The following is an 18,806-nucleotide window of genomic DNA, read 5'->3' on the forward strand; positions in this document are numbered from 1 at the left end:
TCCTGCGCTCAGACCCGGTGCGCCGCCGCCAGGTACTCGGCGCTCTGCATTTCGATCAGGCGCGAGGCGGTACGCTCGAACGCACCGGCCAGGCGCTCGCCGGTGTACAGCAGCGGCGGCGGATTCTGCGCGGTGCAGACCAGGTTGACGTGGCGGTCGTACAGCTCGTCGATCAGGTTGACGAAGCGCCGCGCCGCGTCCTCGTTCATGCGGTCGAAGTGCGGGATGCCGCCGAGCAGCACGGTGGTGAACTCGTGCGCGATCTCGATGTAGTCGCTGGGACCGCGCGGGCCTTCGCACAAGGCGACGAAATCGAACCAGACGATGCTCTTGCCGCGCGCGCGCACCGGGATCTTGCGCCCTTCCAGTTCGATGTTGCCGCGGCGTGCCTCGGCATTGCCGGTCAGCGCGCTCCAGCGCTCGCCCAGCCAGGCGTCGCTGTCCTCGGCCAGCGGCGCGCGGTACACCGGCGAGCGGGTCAGCGCGCGCATGCGGTAGTCCTCGGTGCCCTCGGCGTACAGCTCCACGCAATAGGTCTGCAGCAAGCCGATCGCCGGCAGGAAGCTCTCGCGCTGCAGGCCGTTGAGGTACAGGTTCTGCGGCGCGGTGTTGGAGGTGGTGACCAGGGTCACGCCCTCGGCGAACAGGCGCTCGAGCAGGCGCGACAGCAGCATCGCATCGCCGATGTCGGTGACGAAGAACTCGTCCAGCACCAGCACGCGCAGCCGGCTGCGCCACTCCTGCGCGATCTTCGCCAGTGGATCGCTCTGCCCGGCGTGCTCGCGAAGGCGCTCGTGCACGCCGCGCATGAAGCGGTGGAAATGCGTGCGGTACTTCCGCGCGATCGGCAGGCCGTCGTAGAACAGATCGACCAGGAAGGTCTTGCCGCGGCCGACCCCGCCCCAGAAATACAGCCCGCGCACCGGCTCGGGCTTCTTCCAGAACGCCGACAGCCGGTCCAGCCAGCCCTCCTGGTCGCCGTCCACGATCGCGGTATGGATGCGGTCCAGTTCGGCCAGCGCCGCGTGCTGCGCCGGATCGTCGCGCCAGTCGCCGCGCGCCACGCCTTCGGCGTAGCGCTGCGACGGCAATGCCGCCGCGCTCACGCCTGTGCCGCCGGCAGCCAGGCCTTGACCGCGTGCTGCAACGCGCCGCGCAGGTCGATCAGCTTGCGATGGAAGAAATGGCTGGTGTCGGGCATGCGCACCAGTTCCGGCTGTGCCTCCAGGGTCTCCAGCCAGTCGTACACGGCCTGCGGATCGACGATCTCGTCGGCCTCGCCCTGGATCACCAGCCACTGCGGCGGCGGCGCCATGCCGGAAAAATCCCAGCGCCCGGCCGGCGGCGCGATCGAGATCAGCACCTGCGGCTGCAGCGCGGCGCTGGCGCGCAGCGAGACGTAGGCGCCGAAGCTGAAACCTGCGAGCCACAGCACGTCGTGCGGACGCTGATCGCGCACCCAGGCGGCCACCGCGGCCAGGTCCTGCTGCTCGCCGTCGCCGTGGTCGAAGCTGCCGGCAGACGCGCCGACGCTGCGGAAGTTGAAGCGCACCACGCGCACGCCCAGCTCGCGCAACGCGCGCGCGACCATGGTCACCACCTTGTTGTGCATGCTGCCGCCCTCGGTGGACAGCGGATGGCAGACGATGGCGGTGACCGGCAACGCGGCGACGTCGGCGTCGGGCAGATCGACCGCGGCCTCGATCGGGCCGGCGGGGCCTTGCAGCGTCAGTGCGCCGGAAGCGGTGGGGAAAGCGGGAGAGGTCATGCGGTCATAATACCGGGGCTGGGTCGCGGCCACATGCCGAAGCGGTGCACGCAGCGTTCTTTTTCCTCCCGATCCGGATCCTGCGTGTGGTCTTCGTCCTGTTGAGTGTGGTGTGCAGCGTGCTGGTCTCGGCGCTGCTGAAGCTGGCGCCGCAGCGGCGCATCGACCTGGCCCAGGCGGTGACCTGGAACTACCTGGCGGCGCTGCTGCTGTGCGCCGCGCTGCTGCAGCCGCCGCTGGCCGCGCTGGGCGATGCGCACACGCCGTGGGTGTCGCTGCTGGCGCTGGGCGTGTTGCTGCCGAGCCTGTTCCTGGTGCTGGGCCGCACGGTGGCCAACGCCGGCATCGTGCGCACCGACGCGGCGCAGCGGCTGTCGCTGCTGCTGTCGCTGGCGGCGGCCTTCCTCTGGTTCGGCGAACGCGCCAACGGCGCCAAGCTGGCCGGCCTGGCGCTGGGCCTGCTGGCGATCGTCGGCATCGTGCAGCGACCGCAGGCGGCCGCGCACAGCACCGCACGCACCACACCGTGGCTGCTGCTGGTGTGGGTCGGCTTCGCCGCGATCGACGTGCTGCTCAAGCGCATCGCCCAGGCCGGCACGCCGTTCGCCGCCTCGCTGCTGGTCGCCTTCGCGCTGGCTTTCGTGCTGCTGCTGGGCGTGCAACTGTGGCGCCACCTGCGCGGCACCGTCCCGTTGGCCTGGCGCAACCTCGGCGCCGGCCTGCTGCTGGGCGCACTCAACTTCGGCAACATCCTGTTCTACGTGCGCGCGCACCAGGCCCTGCCGGACAGCCCGGCCAGCGTGTTCGCGGCGATGAACCTGGGCGTGATCGGCCTGGGCACCCTGCTCGGCATCGCCGTGTTCGGCGAACGCACCAACCGCTGGAACCGCCTGGGCCTGCTGCTGGCGGTGCCGGCGATCGTCCTGATCGCGATGGGCGCAGGCAGCTAACCATCAGCACCCGCACCCCGCTCTTACGATTCCCCACTCCCGATTCCCCATTCCCAGCCCCTCAACGCCTCCACACCGGAAACGGATCTTCCAAGCCCTGCCACACCACCGGCCCCTGCTGCAGTTCGGCATCGTCGAGCAGGCAGGCATCGAGTTCGGCGCGTACCCGCGCCGTGTCCAGGCCGACGCCGATCACCGCCAGTTCCTGGCGGCGATCGCCCCACAGCGGATGCCACATCGCCCGCAGCGCCGCGTACTCGCGCGCATCGCCGACCTCCTCGGCCTGCGGCGGCGGCGCGTTCCAGCACGCAGTCTGCTGGCGCTGCCAGCCGAGCTCGGTGTACGCCAGCGGCGATGGCGGCAGCGCCAGCGGCGTGTCCAGCAGGCCGCGGTCCACGCGCTCGCGTGCCGCGTACCAGAAGCCGGCCGCCTGGGTCTGGGTGGCCGCGCCGACGATGGACAGTTCGCCGACCCAGTCCATGCGGCTGGCCAGCCAGAAGAAGCCCTTGCTGCGGATCACGTCGCGCAGGCCGCGTTGCGCCAGCCGCGCGAAGCGCAGCGGATGGAACGGCCGGCGCGCGCGATAGACGAAACTTTCGATGCCGAACTGCTCGGTCTCCGGCGCGTGCTCGCCGCGCAGCGCCTGCATCCAGCCCGGCGCCAGCTGCGCGCGCACGAAGTCGAAGCGGCCGGTGTCCAGCACCAGCTCCAGCGGCACGTCGCCACGGCTGGCCTCGACGATGCGCGCATCGCGATTGAGCGCGCGCAGCACCGCGCGGGTGCGGTCGAGCGTGACCGTATCGGTCAGGTCGGCCTTGCTGATGACGATCACATCGGCGAACTCGATCTGCTCCACCAGCAGGTTGACCAGCCCGCGCTCGTCGTCGTCCCCGGCCTGCAGGCCGCGGTCGGCCAGGCGCTCGGCCGAGCCGAAGTCGCGCAGGAAGCTGACCCCGTCGACCACGGTGAGCATGGTGTCCAGGCGCGCGACGTCGGCCAGGCCACGGCCGTCGGCGTCGCGCACGGCGAAGGTCGCCGCCACCGGCATCGGCTCGGAAATGCCGGTGGATTCGATCAGCAGGTAGTCGTAGCGCCCGCTCCCGGCCAGGCGCTGCACCTCCTGGTGCAGGTCGTCGCGCAGGGTGCAGCAGATGCAGCCGTTGCTGAACTCGACCAGGGTCTCTTCGGTGCGACTGAGCGCGGCGCCGCCGTCGCGGATCAGCGCCGCGTCGATGTTGACCTCGCTCATGTCGTTGACGATCACCGCCACCCGGCGGCCATCGCGGTTGTGCAACACGCGGTTGAGCAGGGTGGTCTTGCCGGCACCCAGGAAGCCGGACAGGACGGTGACGGGAAGGCGGGAATCGGAAACGGCGGACGTGGACATAGCGGGCATCGGCGCGGAGGCGTGGCGGGCTGAAAATGTTACTATATAACACTTGAAGCACTGGAGTGGACGTCCATGAAATCCCTGCCGCAATCCTTCTTCGACGCCTCGGCGATGGTGCTGTCCGGGCTGTGTCTGCTGCACTGCCTGGCGTTGCCGTTGCTGGCCGCGGCGCTGCCGTTGTTCGGCGTCTGGGCCGAGGCCGAGTGGGTGCACGTGGTGTTCGTGGCGATCGCCGCGCCGTTGGCGGGGCTGGCGCTGTGGCGCGGGCACCGGCGCGACGCGCTGCCCTGGCCGCTGTGGACGCTGGCGGCGCTGGGCCTGCTCGGTCTGCTGGCCGGCGCCTTCGGGATTCCCGACGAGGCCAGCGAGACCGCGATGACGGTGAGCGGCAGTCTGGCGCTGGCCAGTGCGCATCTGTGGAACTGGCGCCGGCATCGGCGGCGTTGCCGGCATTGAGCATGGGGCGCGCTGTGTAGCGCGCTTCGCTCGAGGCGATCAGGGGCGCGATGCAGCGTGGCTTTCGCTGTTGTTTTTGCTGTTGTTTTTGCCGTTGTTTTTGCCGTTGCTCTGGCTTTTGACTTGTCGGGTTCCCTTCCGAAGCGGCGGCCAGCGCGGGGAAAAACCCCGAAGGGGCGGCGTACATGGATGTACGCCGTCCGCGGCAGGGGCAGGATGCCCCTTCCGCGGATCCCCGGGATGGACGCGGACCCGGAGCGCGTTAGCGCGGAGGGCGCGAGGCAGGGTGTGCTTTCTTTTGGTTACTTTTCTTTGCACAAGCAAAGAAAAGTAACTCGCCGCAAGGCGAAAGCTTTTGCTCTTGCATTTGCTGCTACTGCGGCGGCCGCTGGATTGTAGGAGCGGCTTACGCCGCGACATGCATGACCGATTACGCTGGTCGCGGCTGACGCCGCTCCTACGATTCTTCTTGTTCGACACTCAAGCTCGGAGCAACAGCAAAGGCTTTCGCCCTTGCGGGCGAGTTACTTTTCTTTGCTCGCGCAAAGAAAAGGTAACCAAAAGAAAGCGCGCCCTGCCTTGCGCCCTCCGCGCTGCGCGCTCCGGGTCCGCGGATGCACCGGGGATTCGCGGAAGGGGCATCCTGCCCCTGCCGCGAACGGCGCACATCCATGTGCGCCGCCCTTCGGGTTTTTCCCCGGTCCATCCGCCGCTGCGGAAGGGAACCCGGTAAGTCAAAAGCCAAAGCAACGGCAACAGCAGAAACAACGGCAAATGCCAAAGCAACAGCAACAGCAACAGCAACAGCAACAAGGCTGTCGCCTTTCTTAGCGCGAGAACACCCCCATCTCACAGCTTCGGCCAGCACCAAGCCACATGTGCGACCAGCGCACAATGGACAGAAGCAACGTTCAAGAGATAGCAGTGAAGCGTAAGGCCGGACACTCACTGCGACCGGCCTGAAACACAGCACATCTACTCACAACAGGCGGTCGTGCGCCTCGCGAAGGACGTGAGCCTCCAGCAGGAATGTCCCACACATCAAGGACGGGGAAAGGAAGGCCGACAATCGGCTTTCCCGATTCCCCATTCCCATTTCCCCACTCCCAGCCTACAGATCAAACCCCAGCAACAACGGATCGTGATCGGAACTGCGCCACGGGCCGGGCAGATCGCGCTCGCGGTAGCCGTCGCTGTCGGGCAGATCGGCGTTGACGTGCCATTCGGCGGCGCCGCGCAGCCGCGCCGCCAGCGCCGGGCTCAGCAACGCGTGGTCGAGCCGGCCGCTGAGCCCGCGGTAGACGAAGCTGTACGGCTGCGCCACATGCGCCTCCTGCAGCGCGTCGCGCCAGCCGGCGTCGCGCAGCAGGCGCAGCGGATCTTCCATCGCATAGGCGTTGAAATCGCCGAGCAGCACGCTGGACGTGCTGCCGGTGCCGGTGGGATCGCTGCGCAGCCACGCATCGACGCGGCGCGCCGACTCGGTGCGGGTCGCGTTCCAGCAGCCCTGGCCGTCGCCGCGGTCGGCATCGGCGCCACCGGCTTCGCCGCAACCCTTCGACTTGAAGTGGTTGGCCACCACCACGAACGGCGCGCCGCTGCCGTGACGGAAGGCCTGCGCCAGCGGCACCCGGCTGTGCTCGGCGAACGGGCCGCCTTCCAGCATCGCCGGCTTGCCCACCGGGCTCACCCGCGAGGCGCGGTAGATCAGCCCGACCCGGATCGGGTTGTCGCCGGGGCCGCGCCCGGCGTCGACGAAGCGCCAGTCGCCGCCGCCGGCATTGAGCGCGTCGACCAGGCTGGCGATCGCCGAGGTCGGGCCATAGCCGTCGTTCTCCAGTTCCATCAGTGCGGCGACGTCGGCCTGCAGCGGGCGGATCGTCGCCACCAGCTTGCGCAGCTGCGCCTGGAACTCGGCCGCCGTGCGCGCGCCGCGCAGGGTCGGAAACCCGCCGCCGCGGCCGTCGCCGTTGAAGAAGTTCTCCAGGTTGAAGGCGGCGATGCGCAAGGTGCCGTCGACCTGCGGCGGCGCCGGTTCCGGCGACGGCGTCAGCTGCAGCGCGGCGGTCGGGTACAGCCGCGCCACGCCATCGATCACCCCGCCGACGATGCCCTCCACGTCCTGGACCGTGCTGCCCGCGCGCGGCGGTGCAGTGGCACTCCCCAGATAGTCCGGAAGTTTTGCCGTTGCCGTTGCCGTTGCCGTTGCCGTTGCCGTTGCCGATGTTGATGTCGGCGTCGGCGTCGGCGTCGGCGCACCGAGCGTGCCCAGGCGCAGCCCGCGCCGCGCGTTGTCGGCCACCACCGCCGCCTGCTCGGCGCTGCCGGGCGCGGCCACTTCGCTGGGCTGCCACAGGCGTCCGCCGAAGGCCACGCCCAGTTCGCCGGTCTTGCCCAGCGCATCGTTGTCGACCACGGTCAGCGGCGCGGTGATGCGCACGCGCATGCCGGCCAGCGCCGACCAGTCGGCCGGCGCCGCGTCGAGCACCTGAAGCGGCAAGGGCTGCGCCCGTGCCAGCACGGTATGCCCTTGCTCCAGCACACTGCGCCCGACGAAAGCCGTGCCGGCCTTGGCCGACGCGGCAGCCTGCGGCGCCAGCTCGCCCCACACCCGCACGCGGTCGCCCGGTGCCAGGCTGCGTTCGGCATCGCCGCGCACCAGCAGCGCGTCGGCGGTCAGCGGATCGTCGTCGCCGGCATCCTGCACCAGGTAGCCGCTGCCGCCGGCTTCCACCCGCGCGGTGACCACGCCCTCGAACACCACGCCCTGCGCCTGCGGCCCCGGGCGCAACTGCCCGATCGGCAGCAGCGTCGGCGGCGTCAGCGCCTGCGCGGCGGGGGCTGCGACCAGCAGCAGCAACGGCAACAACGATGGCGGCGGCATGCGCATGCGATCACTCTCCTTGTTTGCGCCGGCACGCGACGGGCGCGGAAACGAATGCGCCGCCCGAAGGCGGCGCAGTGGCGTGCGGGAGGCGCAAGGTTACTTCAGGTTGGCCAGCATCCAGTCCACGGTGGCGTGGATCTGCTCCTCGGTCAGCCCGGGATTGCCGCCCTTGGGCGGCATGATGCCGCCGTCGGGGCCGGTGTAGCCCTCGATGGCGTGCTTGTAGAGCGTCTCCTTGCCCTGCGCGATGCGCTTGTCCCAGTGCGCGTGGTCCAGCGTCGGCGCCTTGCCCACGCCGGTGGTGTGGCAAGCGGTGCACAGGTTGTTGAAGATGGTCTTGCCGTCGGTGGTGCCGCCGTAGGCCGCCTGCGCCGAGGCCTTGGCCAGCGCCGCCGCCTGTGCCGCCGCTTGCGCCGCGGCACCGGTGCTGCCGGCGTAGACCGCGCCGACCGGGGCGATGCGCTCCTCGGTGCGCTTGAGCGCCACCGGCGACACCTCCGGCGGGATAGCCCGCTGCAGGTAATGCGCGAACACGATCAGGCCGAGGGTGATCAGCACCAGCAGGCCGATCACCATCGAGAAGCGCTTGAGAAATTCGAGGTCGTAATTCCGCACATCACACCCCTTTGGCACGTGGTAATCCGGACCACCGCTACGCGACCGAGTATAGCCAGCGTTTGCGCCGCGCGGCACGCCGGGAGCACACGGAATCGCAGGCGATGCATGCTGCATCGCAGCAGTTCGGCGCAGGCGGCGCGCCCGGTCGCGCTCAGGCGCTGCCCACCGCGCGCAGGCAGAACCCGCACACCGCCTCGACCAGGCGCTCGCTGTCGCGCGGGCCGTCGCGGCTGGGCGCGGTCGGGCCGACCAGGGCCTCGGTGTAGGCGCCGACCAGGCACGCCGCGGCCGCCTCCAGGTCCTGCGCGGGAAACTCCCCCGCGGCCACGCCGTCGGCCAGGATGCCCTTGAACACGTCGCCGAGCAGGCGCCGGCAGCGGATGCGCTCGGCGTCCACCTCCGGTTCCACCGGTTCGGCGATGAAGGCGTAGGCCAGCCCGGGGCCGGCCAGAGCGCGGCGCACGAACGAGGCGATGGCATCGCGCAGGCGCTGCGCGGCCGGCGCTGGCGCCGCGGCGATGGCGCGCAGGATGGTCAGCTCGTGCTCCACGGCGGCGGTCAGCACCTCCACGAACAGCTCGGCCTTGGACGGGAAATGCCGGTAGATCAGCCCGGTGGAGACCCCGGCCTCGGCCGCCACCGCGGTCACCGGGGCGCCGCGGAAGCCGTCGGCGGCGATCAGCCGGCGCGCCGCCAGCAGGATCCGCTGGCGGTTGCCGGCGAGGCGTTCTTCCATCAGGGCGGAGCGTTTGTAGGCCATGGCGTGATTCTAAGTTCAATTAATGAATTTCTGTTCACTTCTTCGCCGTTCCCGGCTACGCTGGGCGCTCTTGCCCGGCGCGGGTCCGATTCTAGGCGCCGCCGGCCACCCGCCATTCCCGGAGTTGCCGCCATGCTGATGCCGTCGTTGAATTTCGAGTTGGGCGAGGAGGTCGACCTGCTGCGCGACAGCGTCGCCGCCTTTGCCGCGCGCGAGATCGCGCCGCTGGCCGAGCAGGCCGACCGCGACAACGCCTTCCCCGCACCGCTGTGGCGCAAGCTCGGCGAACAGGGCCTGCTCGGCCTCACCGTCGAGGAAGAGTACGGCGGCAGCGCGATGGGCTACCTGGCGCACGTGGTGGCGATGGAGGAGATCTCCCGCGCCTGCGGCGCGATCGGCCTGTCCTACGGCGCGCATTCGAACCTGTGCGTGAACCAGTTGCGCAAGAACGCCAGCCCGGCGCAGAAGGCGCGCTACCTGCCGAAGCTGTGCAGCGGCGAGCACGTCGGCGCGCTGGCGATGAGCGAGCCCGGCGCCGGCTCGGACGTGGTATCGATGAAGCTGCGCGCCGAGGCGCGCGGCGACCGCTACGTGCTCAACGGCAACAAGATGTGGATCACCAACGGCCCGGACGCCGACGTGCTGGTGGTCTATGCCAAGACCGACCCGAGCGGCGGCGCGCGCGGCATCACCGCATTCTTGGTCGAGAAGGGCATGCCCGGCTTCAGCACCGCGCAGAAGCTGGACAAGCTCGGCATGCGCGGCTCCAACACCTGCGAACTGGTGTTCCAGGATTGCGAGGTGCCGGCCGAGAACGTGCTGGGCGAGGTCGGCGGCGGCGTGCGCGTGCTGATGTCCGGCCTGGACTACGAGCGCGTGGTGCTGTCCGGCGGTCCGCTGGGGCTGATGGCCGCGGCGCTGGACGTGGTGCTGCCGTACGTGCACGAGCGCCGCCAGTTCGGCGAGCCGATCGGCAGCTTCCAGCTGATGCAGGGCAAGCTGGCCGACATGTACGTGGGCCTCAACGCCTGCCGTGCCTACGTGTATGCGGTGGCGCGCGCCTGCGACGCCGGCCGCACCACCCGCCAGGACGCAGCCGGCGCGATCCTCTACGCCGCCGAGAAGGCCACCTGGCTGACCGGCCAGGCGATCCAGGTGCTGGGCGGCAACGGCTACATCAACGACTATCCGACCGGGCGCCTGTGGCGCGACGCCAAGCTCTACGAGATCGGCGCGGGCACCTCGGAGATCCGGCGCATGCTGATCGGCCGCGAGTTGTTCGAGCGGACCAAGTGATGCCGCGCAGGATGCGCATCGGCCGTAAGGCCGTTCCGACGTCAGCGCGTCGGGGCTGATCCCGCAAAAGGGGACAAGAGCCCCTCCCACATCGGCCGCCTGCCCTTCCCTTCTCTCCACGGTCCAGCCATGAGCGCGATCCAGACCCAGTTGCAACCCGGCAGCGACGCCTTCGCCGCCAATGCCGCCGCGCTGCGCGCGGTGGTCGACGACCTGCACGCCACCCAGGCGCGCATCGCCCTGGGCGGCAGCGAGGCCGCCCGCGCCAAGCACCAGGCCCGCGGCAAGCTGCTGGTACGCGAACGCATCGACGCCCTGCTCGACCCGGGCAGCGCGCTCCTGGAGATCGCGCCGCTGGCCGCGCTGGGCCTGTACGACGACGAGGTGCCGTGCGCCGGCGTGGTTGCCGGCATCGGCCGCGTCTCCGGCGTGGAATGCGTGATCGTCGCCAACGACGCCACGGTCAAGGGCGGCACCTACTACCCGATCACGGTGAAGAAACACCTGCGCGCGCAGGAGATCGCCCAGCAGAACCGGTTGCCGTGCATCTACCTGGTCGATTCCGGCGGCGCGTTCCTGCCGCTGCAGGACGAGGTGTTTCCCGACCGCGACCACTTCGGCCGGATCTTCTACAACCAGGCCAACCTGTCGGCGCAGGGCATCGCCCAGATCGCCTGCGTGATGGGCTCGTGCACCGCCGGCGGCGCCTACGTGCCGGCGATGAGCGACGAGACGGTGATCGTGCGCGAACAGGGCACCATCTTCCTCGGCGGCCCGCCGCTGGTGAAGGCCGCCACCGGCGAGGACGTCAGCGCCGAGGACCTGGGCGGTGCCGACGTGCACACGCGCATCTCCGGCGTGGCCGACCACTTCGCCGACAACGACCTGCAGGCGCTGGCGCGGGTGCGCGCGATCGTCGCCCAGCTCAACTGGCGCAAGCCGCCCCCAGCGTTGGCGCTGCGCACGCCGGAGCCGCCGCTGTATCCGGCCGAGGAGCTGTACGGGGTGATCCCGGCCGACCCGCGCAAGCCGTTCGACGTGCGCGAGGTGATCGCGCGGGTGGTGGACGGCTCGCGCCTGGACGAATTCAAGGCGCGCTACGGCACCACGTTGGTCACCGGCTTCGCGCACATCCACGGCTATCCGGTGGGCATCGTCGCCAACAACGGCATCCTGTTCTCCGAGTCGGCGCTGAAGGGCGCGCACTTCATCGAGCTGTGCGCGCAGCGCGGCGTCCCGCTGGTGTTCCTGCAGAACATCACCGGCTTCATGGTCGGCCGCAAGTACGAGCACGGCGGCATCGCCAAGGACGGCGCCAAGCTGGTGATGGCGGTGGCCTGCGCCAAGGTGCCCAAGTTCACGGTGGTGATCGGCGGTTCGTTCGGCGCCGGCAACTACGGCATGTGCGGCCGCGCGTACTCGCCGAACTTCCTGTGGATGTGGCCGAACGCGCGCATCGGGGTGATGGGCGGCGAACAGGCGGCCAGCGTGCTGGCGACGGTGCGCCGCGACGGCATCGCGGCCAAGGGCGGGCAGTGGTCGGACGCCGAGGAGACGGCGTTCAAGGCGCCGATCCGCGAGCAGTTCGAGCGCCAGGGCCATCCGTACTACGCCAGTGCGCGGTTGTGGGACGACGGGGTGATCGATCCGGCGCAGACGCGGCGGGTATTGGGGCTGGGCTTGTCGGCGGCGTTGAATGCGCCGGCGGAGCCGAGCCGGTTCGGGGTGTTCCGGATGTGAGGGGACGCATGCGCTCCCGGTGGCAGGCGCGTTCGCGCGGGGATCGGCGGTGGTCACGCAGGTGGTCGCTGGCGATGCCGGCGGCAGCGTGTCCGGCACTCGCTCCGGCGATAAGCCTCATGGCTGCGACCAACGTGATGGCCTTCGCTTGCGCTCCGGCTTTTGTTCCAGCGTTTGCTCCTGCTTTTGCTCTTGCTCTGCCTTTGACTTACCGGGTCCCCTCGGCGCGGCAGCCGCGGCGGGGAAAAACCCGAAGGGCGGCGCACATGGATGTGCGCCGTTCGCGGCAGGGGCAGGATGCCCCTTCCGCGAATCCCCGCCGTGGCTGCGGACCCGGAGCGCGCAGCGCGGAGGGCGCGCTGCGGGGTGTGCTTTCTTTTGGTTACTTTTCTTTGCACAAGCAAAGAAAAGTGACTCGCCGCCAGGCGAAAGCCTTGCTCTTGCACTTGCTGCCATGGTGGCGGCCGCTGAATCGTAGGAGCGGCTTTAGCCGCGACAGACAGAACGGACTCTCGCTGTCGCGGCTGAAGCCGCTCCTACAGACCTTCTCACCTGACACGCAAACATCAAGCAACAGCAAGAGCTTTCGCCCTTGCGGGCGAGTTACTTTTCTTTGCTCGCGCAAAGAAAAGGTAACCAAAAGAAAGCGCGCCCTGCCTTCGCGCCCTCCGCGCTGCGCGCTCCGGGTCCGCGTCCATCACGGGGATCCGCGGAAGGGGCATCCTGCCCCTGCCGCGGACGGCGTACATCCATGTACGCCGCCCTTCGGGTTTTTCCCCGCGATGGCCGCCGCTACGGAAGGGAACCCGGTAAGTCAAAAGCAAGGGCAACAGCCAAAGCGAAGCCAAGCCAAGCGACCGCTGCTACAACGCTAGCAACCGAAACCGCGACCTTCGCAGCACGCGCTTAACGCACGTCTGCGCACCGCAAGCGCGACACCTCTAACCTTCTCCAGGCACCCGACCATGGCCACCCCCGACCTGCCGACCTTCGACAAGATCCTCATCGCCAATCGCGGCGAGATCGCCTGCCGGGTGATCGCCACCTGCCGCAAGCTCGGCATCGCCACCGTGGCCGTGTACTCCGATGCCGACCGCGATGCCCGCCACGTGCGCCTGGCCGACGAGGCCGTGTACATCGGCGCCGCGCCGGCACGCGAGAGCTACCTGCGCGGCGAGCGCATCCTCGAGGCCGCGCAACGCAGCGGCGCGCAGGCCATCCATCCCGGTTACGGCTTCCTGTCCGAGAACGCGGAGTTCGCCGAGGCCTGCGCCGCGCGCGGGCTGGTGTTCATCGGGCCGCCGCCGGCGGCGATCCGCGCCATGGGCGACAAGAGTGCGGCCAAGGCGCTGATGCAGGCGGCCGGGGTGCCGCTGACGCCCGGCTATCACGGCGAGCAGCAAGAGCCGGACTTCCTGCGCGCGCAGGCCGCGGCCATTGGCTACCCGGTGCTGATCAAGGCCAGCGCCGGTGGTGGCGGCAAGGGCATGCGTCGGGTCGATCGCGATGAGGACTTTGCCGCCGCGCTCGCTGCCTGCCAGCGCGAGGCGCAGGCCGCATTCGGCAATGCGCACGTGCTGGTGGAGAAGTACGTGCTACGGCCGCGGCACATCGAGATCCAGGTGTTCGGCGACACGCACGGCGAACTGGTCTACCTGTTCGAACGCGACTGCTCGGTGCAACGCCGCCACCAGAAGGTGCTGGAGGAAGCCCCCGCGCCAGGCATGGACGCGACGCGACGTGCGGCGATGGGCCAGGCCGCGGTGGAGGCGGCGCGTGCGGTGGGCTACGTCGGCGCCGGCACCGTGGAGTTCATCGTCGCGCCCGATGGCGCGTTCTACTTCATGGAAATGAACACGCGCCTGCAGGTGGAGCATCCGGTCACCGAATGCATCACCGGCACCGACCTGGTGGAGTGGCAGTTGCGCGTGGCCGCCGGGCAGCCGCTGCCGCAGCGCCAGCACGAACTGGCGATCCACGGCCACGCGCTGGAAGCGCGGCTGTACGCCGAAGACCCGGCGCGCGGGTTCCTGCCCTCGATCGGCACGCTGCAGCATCTGCGCCTGCCCGCCGCCGACGCGCATACGCGGGTCGATGCCGGCGTCGAGCAGGGCGATGTGATCGGCCCGCACTACGATCCGATGATCGCCAAGCTGATCGTCTGGGACGTGACCCGCGAGCGCGCGCTGCGGCGCATGCAGGCGGCGCTGGCCGCCTGCCAGGTGGTCGGCGTGTCGACCAATGCCGCGTTCCTGCAGCGCCTGGTCGGCACCAGCGCGTTCGCGCAGGCGGACCTGGACACCGCGCTGATCGAGCGCGAGCACGCGGCGCTGTTCGACACCCCCGTCCCGGCCACCGACGCGCTGTGGAGCCTGGCCGCGCTGGCCTGGCAACTGCACGAGCACGCGCCGGCGGCGCAGACTGCCGATCCGCACTCGCCGTGGGACCTGCGCGACGGCTGGCGGCTGGGCGCGCCGGCGCCGCGTGCGCTGACCCTGCAGCACGGCGAAACGCAACGCACGCTGCAGCTGACCGCGCATGCCGGCGACTGGCGGATCCACGCCGCGCCGGCGCAGGAGCCGCTCGAGGCGAGCGGCCAGTTGCGCGACGGGCGCCTGTCTGCGTTTCTCGGCACACAGCGAGTGCAGGCCGATGCGGTGTTCGCCGGCACGCAGCTGCACCTGTTCGTCGACGGCCACGGCTACCTGTTCGAACGCCACGACCCGGTCGCCGAGGCCGACCAGCCGGCGGTGGAAGGCGGCGGCCTGACCGCGCCGATGCCGGGGCGCATCGTCGCCCTGCTGGTCGCGCCCGGCACCCAGGTGCGCCGCGGCACGCCGCTGCTGGTGCTGGAGGCGATGAAGATGGAGCACACCCTGCAGGCACCGGCCGACGGCACCGTGCAGAGCTTTCGCGTACGCGAGGGCGAGCTGGTCGGCGACGGCGTGGCGCTGCTGGACTTCGAAGCGGCCTGAGCGTCGCCGCCCGCCAAGCCGCGATCGCCAAGGCCGCGGCTTGGCGTCACACTCGGCGCTGGTCCATCGTCCTGCACGCGCCATGAAACTCACCGCCCACGTTCTCGACGGCCACACCCTCGACGTGCGCCCTGCGCCGCGCGAGCGGCCGTGGATGGACCAGACCGCCGAGCGCTACGCCTACCGCTGCCTGCCGCTGGACATCGCCAACGCGCATGGCTGGGAACTGCTGTGCCAGAGCGCGTTCGAGGCCGAGTGGAATGGCGGCAACGCGCTCGACGACCTGCGCGTGCAACCGGCACCTGGGACGCACGCGCCGGCGGTCAGCCACTTCGGCTACGGCGTGCTCACCTTCCACGTGCCGTGCCTGTTCCGCACCGAGGCCGGCGTGGACCTGTACGTCACTGCGCCGGTGAATCGGCCCAAGGACGGCATCGCCGGGCTCACCGGGCTGATCGAGACCGACTGGAGTCCGTACACCTTCACCATGAACTGGCAGTTCACCCGGCCCGGCCGGGTCCGGTTCGAGGCCGGCGAGCCGTTCTGCCACTTCTTCCCGGTGCAGCGACGGGTGCTGGCCGAGACCGAACCGCGCTGGCAGCCGTTGTCGCAGACGCCGGAGCTGGAGCGCGAGCACCAGGCGTGGATGCGCAGCCGTGGCCAGTTCCTGCACGATCTGGAACAGCCCGATTCCGACGCCAGCCGCGAAGGCTGGCAGCGCAGCTATTTCCGCGGACCGGCGCCGGGGCAGTGCCCGGCCGGCGTGGATCACCGGGTGAAACTGCGGCTGGCGCCGTTCGCCCGCAGCGACGACGCGGAGTGAGGACCGCTCAGCGCACGTGGCGCTGGCGCACACGGGTGGACAGGCGGAACACGCCGTAGGCCAGCAGCATGCCCAGGATCCCGGCCACGGCATGCGCCCAGTCAAACACGCGCGGACCGATCCCACCGACCTGGTCGCCCCACAGGTTGAACAGCACCAGGACGATCACGGTCAGCCCCAGCCCGGCGAGGAACGCGGCGCGGTTGGCGCCCAGCGCGTAGAACAGGAACGGCAGGCCCAGCCCGACCAGGAAATGCACCGGGAAGAAGTACACCGAACCGTACGGGCGCAGCAGCGACCAGACGATGGCGGCGAAGACCGCGACGAAGGCAAACAGACCCAGCGACAGGGCGCGGGTCTTGGCGGAGGAAAGACGTGGCTCGGTCATGCGTCACCTGCAGGCAATCGGCGACCGTAACGGAGTGCGGATCACGGCCCGGTCAAGACCCCGCGTTGCCCACGCGGCTGCAGACGCTCAACGCGAAGATCGGCACCACTGCCGTTCGCACGGCACGCCGTCGTGGTTGCCGTCCATCTCCACACCCGGGCAGTGCTGCAGGAAGTACACCGCTTCGTCGCACGAGGTCATCTGCGCGCAGTGCGTGCGGCCGTCGCAGTGGAAGGCAGGCGCCGTCGTGGGCGCGGTGGGCGCTGACGACCCCGGCGCCGAGGGTGCCGCAGGGCTTGCCTGCGGTGCCGCCACGAAGCGCAGCGCCGCGTAGGCCGCGATCGCGAGCACCGCCAGCAGCATCAGCACGCCGAGCCAGAGACCGCGACGCGGACGCGGTGCCGCACGCGCGGGCGATGCCGGTGCCCGACCGGGACGCATCACCCGCATGGCCCGCGGCCGTCCCTGCGCGTCGTGCTCCAGGTCGAAGGAGATCAGTTCGCCCACCCGCGGGGGAACGCCGTCGGCAGGAAACGCCGCGCGTTGCACCTCGGCTTCGGTCTCACGATGGGCAAGGCGCACCCGGCCGCAGCCGCGCTCCTCGTTCCACTGAATCAAGGTCCCGTGCGTGCGCATGGCGTCACCGCAAGAAAGTGCATCGCCGCGGTGGACGCCGCCGTGCCCGGTGCGTCCACCGTCCCCACCGCGCCTGCTCCCGCCAGGCGCGGCCCCGCGTGCAGCATGCCATGGCTGTGGCCTGCGTGCCGACCGGCCACCTGCTGCAGGCGCGGTCGCGCGACGGCCGGTCAGCCACGCGCCGCGGCGACGCCGGCGGTCGCAACTGTCTACCACCGGCGGCGCGGCGCTCGCTAGAGTCCGAAGCGTCGAGCAACGCCGACGCCCGCTCCCACGCGCGGTTGGCGATCGACGCGCAACCCGGCATCGCGGCCGCCGCAGGGCGCCGCCCCCGCAGCATTCGTCCCCCGATGCTGCCCTGCCGGGCCCGCGCGTTTCCCCCACGCTCGACGCGACAACCGTCTTCAACGCAGTTGCCTTCCACACGGGGTCAGGAGAGCGACATGGACATGTCTTCGGTCCGCTAGGCCGTTTCACGCATCCACAGCAGCGCCGCCGCGTCTCCACGGTGGCGGTGGATGCTGCACTTCCCATCGCGTCTCTCGCTTCCTCTGCGCGCGCAGGCGGATGCGTACGCCCGTGCCTGCGCGCGGCCCTGGCGCGACGGGAATCCTTTCACCGCGGCCGCGCAGCAGCGCGGGCGTGCGGCCGGTCCGGGGCCAGGGGTTGTCCGGACACAGGACGCGGCATCGCCCGCACGCACCGACGCACACGACCGGAGGTCCATCATGCAACTGCCCCATCCACGCATTCTCGCCATCGCCACCGTGCTGACCCTTGCCAGCGGCGCCGCCTCCGCCGGGCGCTTTCCGGATTTCGGCTACGCGCCGCCCTCCACCTACAAGGGGCCGCTGTTCCAGCTCAGCCAGGACTATCCGCAGCAACCGCCCAGCGGCCCGTTGCCGGCGTTCTTCCAGAAGCTGCCCAAGCCGCTGAGCAACAACTTCGAAGCCTGGCGCGGCTACGCCGATGCCGTGAAGGCCTACTGCCTGGAAGGCAACGTCGAAAGCGACTGGTACGTGCAGAACAACAAGGTGCGGCGCTGGTACCACGCGCCCTGGCAGCACTACGGCCCGCTCGGACGCGAAGGCGTGCATGGGCTGACCAAGGAAGCGCAGATCCAGGTCAAGCAACTGGCGCCGACCCAGCTCACCACCGGCCAGACCTTCGCGGTCGGCATCTACAACGATGTCGGCGCCTACACCTTCGGCCAGGTGTGGAAGGATCCGCAGAACCCGGATCCGAGCTTCACCACCAAGCCCAACACCTTCCGCGACGGCACCGTGGTGTGCAAGGCGCTGTTCGCCGACGTGGACCTGAGCCAGGTGCCGTTCCTGCAGAACCCGGTGCTGTGGAACGCCTGGGTCACCAACAGCTTCAAGTCCGCCGACCGCGCGTTCAAGCAGGTGGCGCTGATCCAGATGGACTTCGCCGTGCGCGACAGCCGCGTGCCCGGCACCGGCTGGATCTTCGGCACCTTCCAGTACAACGGTGCGGTCAGCGGCAAGCCCGGCTGGCAGAACCTGGTGCCAGTGGGCGTGATGTTCGGCAACGATCCGCAGAACACCGGCGACGACTACACCAACAAGCAGCCGACCCAGACCAGGATCAATCCGCGCATCCTGCAGTCGGCGATCAACGCCAAGCCGGAACTGCCGCCGACCCACCTGGGCTGGAACGGCCGCCTCAACGGCCCGGTAGACAATCCGATCAGCTCCTGCATGAGTTGCCACATGACCGCCGAATCGCCGCAGCTCTCGCCGATGAACCCCACCTTCCAGGCGCCGGACAAGGTGCCGCCGGTCGGTTCCAAGGAATGGATGCGCTGGTTCCAGAACATCCCGGCAGGACAGCCGTTCGACGCGGCGGCCAAGAGCACCGACTACAGCCTGCAGCTGGCCGGCGGCATCGCCAACTTCTACGACTGGAAGTGCACCCAGGACGGCGTGTTCGTCAGCGGCGGCAACCTGTGCGAGCAGAGCAAGACCTCGCTGAAGCTGATGCGCTCCACCACGCCGCCGCCGACCGTGTACCCGGTCGAGCGCGGGGTGAGCAACCAGGAGCTGGAGTAAGCACCGCAACACCGTGCCTGCCGCGTGCCGTCCTATGGCGCCTGCAG

At 69.9% G+C, this 18,806-nt stretch carries 15 protein-coding genes; 7 read left to right on the forward strand and 8 right to left on the reverse strand.

Annotation, left to right across the window (positions count from 1 at the left end; translation table 11 throughout):
* Nucleotides 1-8 precede the first annotated feature (8 nt).
* Both zapE and SLW55_RS05805 read right to left on the reverse strand, forming a co-directional pair.
* Nucleotides 9-1,106 (reverse strand): cell division protein ZapE, encoded by a 1,098-nt coding sequence (gene zapE, locus SLW55_RS05800; protein WP_267098820.1) that lies wholly within the window; start codon nucleotides 1,104-1,106, stop codon nucleotides 9-11.
* Nucleotides 1,103-1,768 carry a CocE/NonD family hydrolase gene (locus SLW55_RS05805; RefSeq protein ID WP_320744804.1) on the reverse strand — a complete coding sequence of 222 codons (666 nt, stop codon included), beginning with the start codon at nucleotides 1,766-1,768 and terminating at the stop codon, nucleotides 1,103-1,105. The genes zapE and SLW55_RS05805 overlap by 4 nt, the downstream gene beginning before the upstream one ends.
* A gap of 86 nt (nucleotides 1,769-1,854) precedes the next feature.
* Between SLW55_RS05805 and SLW55_RS05810 the strand changes: the two genes are divergently transcribed.
* On the forward strand, nucleotides 1,855-2,718 hold the full coding sequence (locus SLW55_RS05810) for an EamA/RhaT family transporter (RefSeq protein WP_320744805.1): 864 nt from the start codon (nucleotides 1,855-1,857) through the stop codon (nucleotides 2,716-2,718).
* A gap of 61 nt (nucleotides 2,719-2,779) precedes the next feature.
* Here SLW55_RS05810 and SLW55_RS05815 read toward each other — a convergent pair whose 3' ends face one another.
* The gene (locus tag SLW55_RS05815) at nucleotides 2,780-4,105 is read right to left on the reverse strand and encodes a GTP-binding protein (RefSeq protein ID WP_320744806.1); all 1,326 of its coding nucleotides are present in this window, start codon (nucleotides 4,103-4,105) and stop codon (nucleotides 2,780-2,782) included.
* Nucleotides 4,106-4,180: 75 nt separating this feature from the next.
* Here SLW55_RS05815 and SLW55_RS05820 point away from each other — a divergent pair, with 75 nt between their 5' ends.
* Nucleotides 4,181-4,564, forward strand: a complete 384-nt coding sequence (locus SLW55_RS05820; protein WP_017911918.1) for a MerC domain-containing protein — start codon at nucleotides 4,181-4,183, stop codon at nucleotides 4,562-4,564.
* Between the two features lie 1,111 nt (nucleotides 4,565-5,675).
* Here the strand turns inward: SLW55_RS05820 and SLW55_RS05825 are convergent.
* From SLW55_RS05825 to SLW55_RS05835, 3 genes are all read right to left on the reverse strand, one after another.
* Complete coding sequence (locus tag SLW55_RS05825) at nucleotides 5,676-7,454, reverse strand: ExeM/NucH family extracellular endonuclease (protein WP_320744807.1); 1,779 nt, start codon at nucleotides 7,452-7,454, stop codon at nucleotides 5,676-5,678.
* A 93-nt stretch (nucleotides 7,455-7,547) separates the two neighbouring features.
* Nucleotides 7,548-8,066, reverse strand: coding sequence for a c-type cytochrome (locus SLW55_RS05830; protein WP_017915253.1), 519 nt, complete (start codon nucleotides 8,064-8,066; stop codon nucleotides 7,548-7,550).
* Between the two features lie 154 nt (nucleotides 8,067-8,220).
* The gene (locus SLW55_RS05835; protein ID WP_017909842.1) at nucleotides 8,221-8,829 is read right to left on the reverse strand and encodes a TetR/AcrR family transcriptional regulator; all 609 of its coding nucleotides are present in this window, start codon (nucleotides 8,827-8,829) and stop codon (nucleotides 8,221-8,223) included.
* 132 nt (nucleotides 8,830-8,961) lie between these two features.
* Here SLW55_RS05835 and SLW55_RS05840 point away from each other — a divergent pair, with 132 nt between their 5' ends.
* The 4 genes from SLW55_RS05840 to SLW55_RS05855 all read left to right on the forward strand — a co-directional run bounded on the left by SLW55_RS05840 (nucleotide 8,962) and on the right by SLW55_RS05855 (nucleotide 15,663).
* Entirely contained in the window at nucleotides 8,962-10,125 is a 1,164-nt protein-coding gene (locus SLW55_RS05840) for an isovaleryl-CoA dehydrogenase (protein ID WP_320744808.1), read from the forward strand.
* 129 nt (nucleotides 10,126-10,254) lie between these two features.
* Nucleotides 10,255-11,865: a carboxyl transferase domain-containing protein gene (locus tag SLW55_RS05845; RefSeq protein WP_320744809.1), complete on the forward strand. Its 1,611-nt coding sequence runs from the start codon at nucleotides 10,255-10,257 to the stop codon at nucleotides 11,863-11,865.
* Nucleotides 11,866-12,830: 965 nt separating this feature from the next.
* Nucleotides 12,831-14,840, forward strand: coding sequence for an acetyl/propionyl/methylcrotonyl-CoA carboxylase subunit alpha (locus tag SLW55_RS05850; protein WP_267083966.1), 2,010 nt, complete (start codon nucleotides 12,831-12,833; stop codon nucleotides 14,838-14,840).
* Nucleotides 14,841-14,922: 82 nt separating this feature from the next.
* Nucleotides 14,923-15,663: a DUF6065 family protein gene (locus SLW55_RS05855; protein ID WP_320744810.1), complete on the forward strand. Its 741-nt coding sequence runs from the start codon at nucleotides 14,923-14,925 to the stop codon at nucleotides 15,661-15,663.
* 7 nt (nucleotides 15,664-15,670) lie between these two features.
* On the opposite strand, the gene SLW55_RS05860 is transcribed toward SLW55_RS05855, so the two are convergent.
* Together SLW55_RS05860 and SLW55_RS05865 are read right to left on the reverse strand one after the other, a co-directional pair.
* Nucleotides 15,671-16,051 (reverse strand): hypothetical protein, encoded by a 381-nt coding sequence (locus SLW55_RS05860; protein WP_152235932.1) that lies wholly within the window; start codon nucleotides 16,049-16,051, stop codon nucleotides 15,671-15,673.
* 87 nt (nucleotides 16,052-16,138) lie between these two features.
* Nucleotides 16,139-16,687, reverse strand: coding sequence for an excalibur calcium-binding domain-containing protein (locus SLW55_RS05865; protein ID WP_284467945.1), 549 nt, complete (start codon nucleotides 16,685-16,687; stop codon nucleotides 16,139-16,141).
* Nucleotides 16,688-17,415: 728 nt separating this feature from the next.
* On the opposite strand from SLW55_RS05865, the gene SLW55_RS05870 reads away from it, so the two are divergent.
* Nucleotides 17,416-18,759: a hypothetical protein gene (locus SLW55_RS05870; RefSeq protein ID WP_017909308.1), complete on the forward strand. Its 1,344-nt coding sequence runs from the start codon at nucleotides 17,416-17,418 to the stop codon at nucleotides 18,757-18,759.
* Nucleotides 18,760-18,806 lie beyond the last annotated feature (47 nt).

The organism is Xanthomonas sp. LF06-19 (assembly GCF_034105425.1).
In the GTDB taxonomy this organism is placed as follows: Bacteria; Pseudomonadota; Gammaproteobacteria; order Xanthomonadales; family Xanthomonadaceae; genus Xanthomonas_A; species Xanthomonas_A sontii.